The 6,835-nt window shown below is 46.9% G+C and carries 5 protein-coding genes; 3 read left to right on the top strand and 2 right to left on the bottom strand.

What is annotated here, in order from left to right:
• Positions 1 to 86: 86 nt before the first annotated feature.
• Positions 87 to 971, top strand: a complete 885-nt coding sequence (locus tag IQ270_RS12465) for an aspartoacylase (RefSeq protein ID WP_193973523.1) — start codon at positions 87 to 89, stop codon at positions 969 to 971.
• A gap of 261 nt (positions 972 to 1,232) precedes the next feature.
• Here the strand turns inward: IQ270_RS12465 and IQ270_RS12470 are convergent, their stop codons facing one another.
• A complete protein-coding gene (locus IQ270_RS12470; protein WP_193973524.1) occupies positions 1,233 to 1,934 on the bottom strand; it encodes a phosphatase PAP2 family protein in 702 nt (233 codons plus the stop codon).
• A 254-nt stretch (positions 1,935 to 2,188) separates the two neighbouring features.
• On the opposite strand from IQ270_RS12470, the gene IQ270_RS12475 reads away from it, so the two are divergent.
• The gene (locus tag IQ270_RS12475) at positions 2,189 to 3,268 is read left to right on the top strand and encodes a M23 family metallopeptidase (protein WP_193973525.1); all 1,080 of its coding nucleotides are present in this window, start codon (positions 2,189 to 2,191) and stop codon (positions 3,266 to 3,268) included.
• Positions 3,269 to 3,755: 487 nt separating this feature from the next.
• On the opposite strand, the gene IQ270_RS12480 is transcribed toward IQ270_RS12475, so the two are convergent.
• On the bottom strand, positions 3,756 to 3,989 hold the full coding sequence (locus tag IQ270_RS12480; RefSeq protein WP_193973526.1) for a hypothetical protein: 234 nt from the start codon (positions 3,987 to 3,989) through the stop codon (positions 3,756 to 3,758).
• 193 nt (positions 3,990 to 4,182) lie between these two features.
• On the opposite strand from IQ270_RS12480, the gene IQ270_RS12485 reads away from it, so the two are divergent.
• On the top strand, positions 4,183 to 6,324 hold the full coding sequence (locus IQ270_RS12485; RefSeq protein WP_193973527.1) for an NAD(P)/FAD-dependent oxidoreductase: 2,142 nt from the start codon (positions 4,183 to 4,185) through the stop codon (positions 6,322 to 6,324).
• The last annotated feature ends 511 nt before the right edge of the window (positions 6,325 to 6,835 follow it).

Raw genomic sequence — 6,835 nt, forward strand, 5'->3', positions numbered from 1 at the left:
AGCATCTCATCATTTGCAAAAAGTATGGTTTTAACGGCTGGGGAGCGTCCTCTCGTGGTAAGCTGGAGATCGGAAATTTTTTGTTTATGAATCCAATTAAACCTGTTGTCATAGTGGGAGGAACCCACGGAAACGAACTCACAGGCATTTACCTGGTGAAGAAGTTCGATCGCGCGCCGGAATTAATTGGACGATCGACTTTTGAAACCATCACTCTGCTAGCCAATCCCCAAGCCTGCTCCATCGGGAGACGCTACGTCGATATCGACCTCAACCGCTGCTTTCGACAGCAAGATTTAGAAAATCCCCATCTCTCCAGCTATGAAGCGCAGCGGGCCAAGGAAATCTACCACATTTTTAGCTCAAAAACCACTCAGCAGCAAAACTTAATTATCGATTTGCACAGCACCACATCCAACATGGGGCTAACATTTATTCTCGCCAGCCAGCATCCTTTTAACCTGCAACTAGCAGCTTATTTAATTTCTGTGTATCCCCACCTCAAGCTGTTGGCTGCGACAACAAATAATCAAGATAGTCCTTTGCTGCGATCGATTTCCGAATTAGGCGGTACTCTCGAAGTCGGTGCAGTGGCGCAAGGCGTATTAGATGCGTCTTTATTTCAGCAAACCGAGCAAGTCGTCGGCACAATTTTAGACTGCGTAGAAAGCTACAATCAAGGCACAATGGCTGCTGCAACAAATCCCCTGACTATTTATCGCACCATTGAGGCGATCGACTATCCGAGAAACCACCAGGGAGAGATTCAGGCAATGATCCATCCTCAGCTACAATCCAGAGATTATGAAGCCTTGAATCCCGGCGAGCCGACGTTTTTGACCTTTGACGGCGAGTCGGTCTTTTATGAAGGTAAATCGACGGTATATCCAATTTTTATTAACGAAGCGGCTTACTACGAAAAGGGAATTGCCATGTATTTTACCCAAAAGCAAATAGTCAGTAGTCAGTAGTCAGTAGTCAGTAGTCAGTAGTCATTAGCGGCGGTGCCAAGAGTGCCCGCCCTCTTAATTGTCAACAGTCAACAGTCAACAGTCAACCGTCAACCGTCAACAGCTAAAAACTATTCTTGAGGATTTTCAGGTGACAAAAACTTCTCTTCAGTCAGTAGTCAGTAGTCAGTAGTCATTAGTCATTAGCGGCGGTGCCAAGAGTGCCCGCCCTCTTAATTGTCAACAGTCAACAGTCAACCGTCAACCGTCAACAGCTAAAAACTATTCTTGAGGATTTTCAGGTGACAAAAACTTCTCTTCAGGAACAGGACGATAATCATGAAACTGCTTCCATACTTCCAAACTAAAAATACACGCAAGCAGCCAGACAAAACCAGCAATATAACCAGCAATAATATCGGTTGGCCAGTGAACTCCGAGATAAAGCCGGCTCAAACCAATAGCAGCAATTAATACAACTGTCAAGCTGTAAATCAACCAGCGCTGTTTGGGAAAGCGCGAACCCAAGAGATATCCTAGCAAACCGTAAACAACCATTGAAATCATTGCGTGCCCGCTAGGAAAACTGTAAAATTTTACCTCAACTGCTCGCTCCCAAAGTTGAGGTCGATCGCGCGCAAAGATTTGTTTTAAAAGCATATTTAAACCAACAGCCCCAGCGCCGGTAATTGCGATCGTTATGGCTTCGGAGCGATGTTGGCGCACCCACAACATAATACCCAAACTCACGCTCAGCATGAGCAGCAAATTTGGTTCCCCAAAAAATGTCAAGGCGAGCATGATGCGATCGCGCACCGGATCGTGCAGGCTCCTAAGATATAGTAAAATAGATTTATCAAAAGCGTAGGTTTCTTTTTCCAAAACCTCTTCGGCAATGGTGGCAAATCCCCACATCGCCAAAGCAGCAACACCAAGGCCGCCCAGCCGAATTATCGAAATCAGCGATCGAATTTTAGATAGCATTTTTTAACTGATTAAGAAGTAAAAATCTAGCATACTAAGCTGTTTGGCATTTGAGTTTAACCTCTAGCGTGGACTCTCCTGCCCGCACAAAAGATCCTGGCAAACAAGCTAGTAGAAATTACAGGCGCGACAGCTTACAACAAATCTGGGAAACTAAAACGCCTTACCGATCGTCTAGGCGATCGAACAAACTATATTTTGAATGATTAATTGATTTTTTACTTCCTTCCTCAAATTTTATCTCCCATTGACGAATGACTATCATATCAAAAAACTACTTTTCGGCAATTTTGTTGACCGCGGGGTTGACAAGTATAGCTAGCTGTGCTGGTGACACCGCAGTCAATGCCCCGATCGCCCAAGCCAACACCATCGCCCAGCGTCTCGTCTCCAGCGCAGTCGCCCAAAAGCCCAACAGCCCGCAATTCGGTAAGCCGATCGACTGTACGCTAGGAAAAGACTGTTTTGTATTGCTGTACTCCGATCGAGATCCCAGCCCGGCAGCAGTCGATTTTGGCTGCGGGCGACAAACCTACAACGGGCACGACGGCACAGACTTCGCCATTCCCGACGCCAAAGCAATGGCAAAAGGAGTTCCAGTTATCGCCTCCGCAGCGGGCAAAGTTTTGCGAGTGCGAGATGGTGTGGTCGATCGGCGTTTACAAAACGACACAGACAAAGCCAACGTCGCAGGCACTGAATGCGGCAACGGCATAGTAATTGACCACGGCGCAGGCTGGCAAGCCCAATACTGCCACCTCCGCCAAAACAGCGTTGTTGTGAAGCCGGGAACGCAGGTACAAAAAGGCACCGTTTTGGGCATGGTGGGAAACTCTGGGATGGCATCTTTCCCCCACGTACACGTAACTTTTCGCTATCAAAACAAAGCTGTAGATCCGTTTGTCGGCCCCGATGCCAAGTTAGGCTGCAACACCGCCCGCAATTCAATTTGGGACAAGCCGATCGAGTATGTTCCCACCGGCTTAATTCGCGCAGGTTTTGCCGATCGACCGCCGGACGAGAACGCTGTCTGGGCCGGACAATTTTCCGAGACAAAACTACCTGTAAATATTCCAGCTTTGTTGTTTTGGGTGCAAAGTTACGGAGTGTTAAAGGGCGATCGCGAACAATACAAATTATTTGCACCCAACGGCGAAACCATCATCAATGACAGCAAGGAAATTAAAGCCCCCAGCCGCACTTGGTTGCGCTATGCCGGCAAAAAAAACAGTACAAATTCTCCCCTGACTCCCGGAGTGTGGCGGGCCGAATATCGGTTGACGCGGGGCGATCGAATTTTAACTGAAGTTAACAGAGAAGTTGAATTGCGTTAGTTTTGTTGACTGTTGACTGTTGGCTGTTGAATGTGCCACAGCTTACCAATTACAAACTACCAATTACCGCTCTTCGAGCGTACCTCATGTTACTGAGAACCGCTAAGCTGTTTTACATATAAATTATCTGTCAAAAACAAATCCCCGTTTTGTGGGCCGTTGCTCAGAGCATCGCCCCGAACATACAATGTTTATTTGTCCGACAGCTGATCTAGCCTTTATCAGTAACATGAGATGCCATTAAGTTTCACAGGGCATAGCGCACAAGCTAACCCGCATTTAATTTGCACGATCCAAAACCTGCACCCCTTTCGACAATTTCCATATACAATTTAGATGCACCTAAGCCGCGGGCATACCTGACTTTCTTCAGAACCGCTATCAGCTAATCCGCATTTAAATTGCACGGTAAAATAAACTTTCACTCTTGTGGGATGGGCCAGAAAGCCAGCCCTCAACACATAATTTAAATGCACAACAGCTTAGTCTAGGGCAAACTTTCCCAAGCTTGAGCCACAATGTCGCTCAGCCATAGCCTTTGAGCCAAATCGAGCAGATTGTCGTCCGCGAGCACCTCAGCCTTTAATTCATCCAAAGACTGAGAACGCGATCGAGCAATCTGAACCACGCCCGCGATCGCCGATGCCACCAATTCTTCATTCAGTGGCTGCTGTCGCAAAGCAATCATTTCTTGAGGATTCCTAGGAATCGGATAATTCATAAAAGTGCATACCGAAGAAAATACATACTGACCCGCAGCGGGTCAAGCAAGAACCCGATCGATCGAAAACCTAAAAATCTGAGAACATTGTAAACTTATTTAAAACTGAATAAGTATTCGGGAGTATAGCGTACTTTGCTCCCTTGTCAACTCCCCCATCTTTATTAATTTATTCAGAATTGAGTTCCCAATCATGCAAGAAATTCTTTATCTAGAAGTCCCGACACCCGATACAGCAGCCGTCTGCACCTGGTTGCAGCACGAATTCGACCCCGAAATCGGAGAAAAAATTATTACTCCTGACGGTTTTCGCCTGCTTTCAAACGCAACAGCAGCAGAGTTTGCCAAATCAGGAACTCAAAAGACTAATCCAAAATCGACATTCACTGATACCAATTCAGAAAACCACAATTGGCGGACAGAACTTTCCACCTTTGTCTGGTCAGTACAGCGCACAACTTATTTAAAAGTCTTTCGTCTAGAAGACCCGCCCCCTGGAGAAAAAAAGTTCCTGGAAGCTCTAAATCGGGCTGTCAAAAACAAGTTTCCCGATCGCTACCCCGAACTCCCTGTCATAGACCTCTCCAAACAGTCAATTTTTGACGCTCTTGCCCCCTATTACCCCCTCACCGTCAAATACTTCCAAAAAATGCCCAAAGGCGAATACGACCTGCAGCGCGTTTACTGGTGGGAGCAGCGCTGGCGCGAAGGCACTCGCAATCCTCAAAAGCCAAAACAAGTCGTGTTTTTGAAGGAAACAGCAACAGGGAAGCCAGAAGCAAGAAGTCCGAGGGAAGAAGGCATAGTTTCGGTGTCGGATGCTGGCGATACTGTTTACGACTTAATTTATATCGGCGGAGCATTAGGAGTGATTCACGCCGCAGTCATGGCGAGATTGGGCTACCGAGTGCTGCTGGTGGAACGAATGCCTTTCGGGCGGATGAATCGCGAGTGGAATATTTCGCGGGACGAAATTCAAAGCTTAATTGATTTGGGTTTATTTACTGCCGCTGAAATCGAAACTTTGATTGCCAGAGAATACAAAGATGGCTACAACAAGTTTTTTGATGCTAATAATCCGCCCATTGCTAAAGGGGCAGTTCTGCACACGCCGAAGGTGCTAAATATAGCTTTGGACAGCGAGAAGCTGCTGTATTTGGCGGGAGCTAAGCTAACAGAAGCTGGCGGGGAAATCTGGGACGAAACAGAGTTTTTTAGAGCCGATATTGAAGCTGAAAAAGTAGTATTTCACGGCTGTCACTTGCCGACAAAAGCCGATCGCACTGTCAGCGGACGGCTACTGGTGGATGCAATGGGTTCGGCTTCTCCCATCGCTTGGCAATTGAACGAAGGACGGGCTTTTGACAGCGTTTGTCCGACAGTGGGAGCAGTCATCGACGGAGGAGTTGAGCCGGGAACTTGGGATTCTGACTACGGGGATGTACTCCACTCTCACGGGGACATTTCCCGCGGGCGCCAACTGATTTGGGAGTTATTTCCCGGCGCTGGAGGAGAACTGACAGTTTATCTCTTTCACTACCACCAAGTAAATCCCGAAAATCCCGGTTCTTTGCTGGAACTGTACGAGGATTTTTTTGCAATTTTGCCGGAGTACCGCCGCTGCGATGTCGATAAATTGGTGTGGAAAAAACCGACTTTTGGTTATATTCCCGGGTACTTTAGTATCAACAGCAGCGATCGCGCCGTTGCCGTCGATCGCCTAATTGCGATCGGCGATGCAGCATCTTTGCAATCTCCCTTAGTATTCACCGGTTTCGGCTCTCTCATCCGCAATCTTTTTCGCTTAACTGACCTATTGGATACAGCTTTAAAGCACAACTTATTAAGTGCCAATCACTTAAACCAAATCCGTGCCTACCAGAGCAATGTGTCAGTAACTTGGCTGTTTTCCAAAGGCATGATGGTTCCCGCCGGGAGCAGTTTGCCGCCCCAAAGAATTAATTCAATGCTCAATACCTTTTTCGGTATTTTGGCAGGACAAGAACTCGCCGTCGCCGAAACTTTTATTAAAGACAGAACGGACTGGCTAACTTTCAACCGATTGGCTGTTGAAGCAGCCGGAAAAAACCCTTCTCTCCTGTTGTGGATTTTAGATTTTGTCACCTTGGGGGATATTGGGCGCTGGCTGCGGAGTTACTTGACTTTTACTCTTCTAGCTTTGGCGAGTTGGCTGTTCGGATGGCTTCCCAGCTTTGCCCGCAAAATACAGCCTTGGTTGGAACCCAGGTATCCGGCTGTTTGGCTTTGGCTGTTGGCTACCAGCTATGCTCTCACCTACGGCATGGGAAAAGGGAGGAAAATAGTTTTGAGTTAAAGTTCGATCGGCATTTTTGTGGGGTGGGCTTATAGCCCGCCTCTGTATTCGATTGAAATGCCCAGCAACTTAGAAACCAAAATATAGCATTTCTCAAAAAGATGAGGTGCCATCGGCCAAACAGAGCATAGGGCCTAAAAGCATCGGGCATAGGGCCTAAAAGCATACCTCACAACGCGATCGAACCAACATATTAAATAATCCGCCCTTAATACGGTTCTACAAATGCCGGAGAATTGATATAAAAGCTGGGCGGGTTTTTGAGACTGTGATCTCAAATCCTCTCTTCATCGGAATAATAAATTCGAGTCAACAGTCAACAGTCAACGGTCAACATCATGTATGACTGTAACCGGAAATGATATCAATTACTGACAGGTATTTTTGGTTAACCCGCCCCTAGCACCTGCCGGGTAATCGATCAAACTCGATCTAAGGATCGCCAATTAAATAATTTACACATAATTGTGGGATGGGCTCTATAGCCCGTCCTGGACGGGCTATAGAGCCC

This window comes from Microcoleus sp. LEGE 07076 (genome assembly GCF_015207455.1).
Classification (GTDB): Bacteria; Cyanobacteriota; Cyanobacteriia; order Cyanobacteriales; family Microcoleaceae; genus Microcoleus.

What these genes read in the sequence shown, in the direction of transcription:
- IQ270_RS12465 (WP_193973523.1), top strand. Translation starts at nt 87, where the DNA reads ATGAATCCAATTAAACCTGTTGTCATAGTGGGAGGAACCCACGGAAAC.
- IQ270_RS12470 (WP_193973524.1), bottom strand. Translation starts at nt 1,934, where the DNA reads ATGCTATCTAAAATTCGATCGCTGATTTCGATAATTCGGCTGGGCGGC.
- IQ270_RS12475 (WP_193973525.1), top strand. Translation starts at nt 2,189, where the DNA reads ATGACTATCATATCAAAAAACTACTTTTCGGCAATTTTGTTGACCGCG.
- IQ270_RS12480 (WP_193973526.1), bottom strand. Translation starts at nt 3,989, where the DNA reads ATGAATTATCCGATTCCTAGGAATCCTCAAGAAATGATTGCTTTGCGA.
- IQ270_RS12485 (WP_193973527.1), top strand. Translation starts at nt 4,183, where the DNA reads ATGCAAGAAATTCTTTATCTAGAAGTCCCGACACCCGATACAGCAGCC.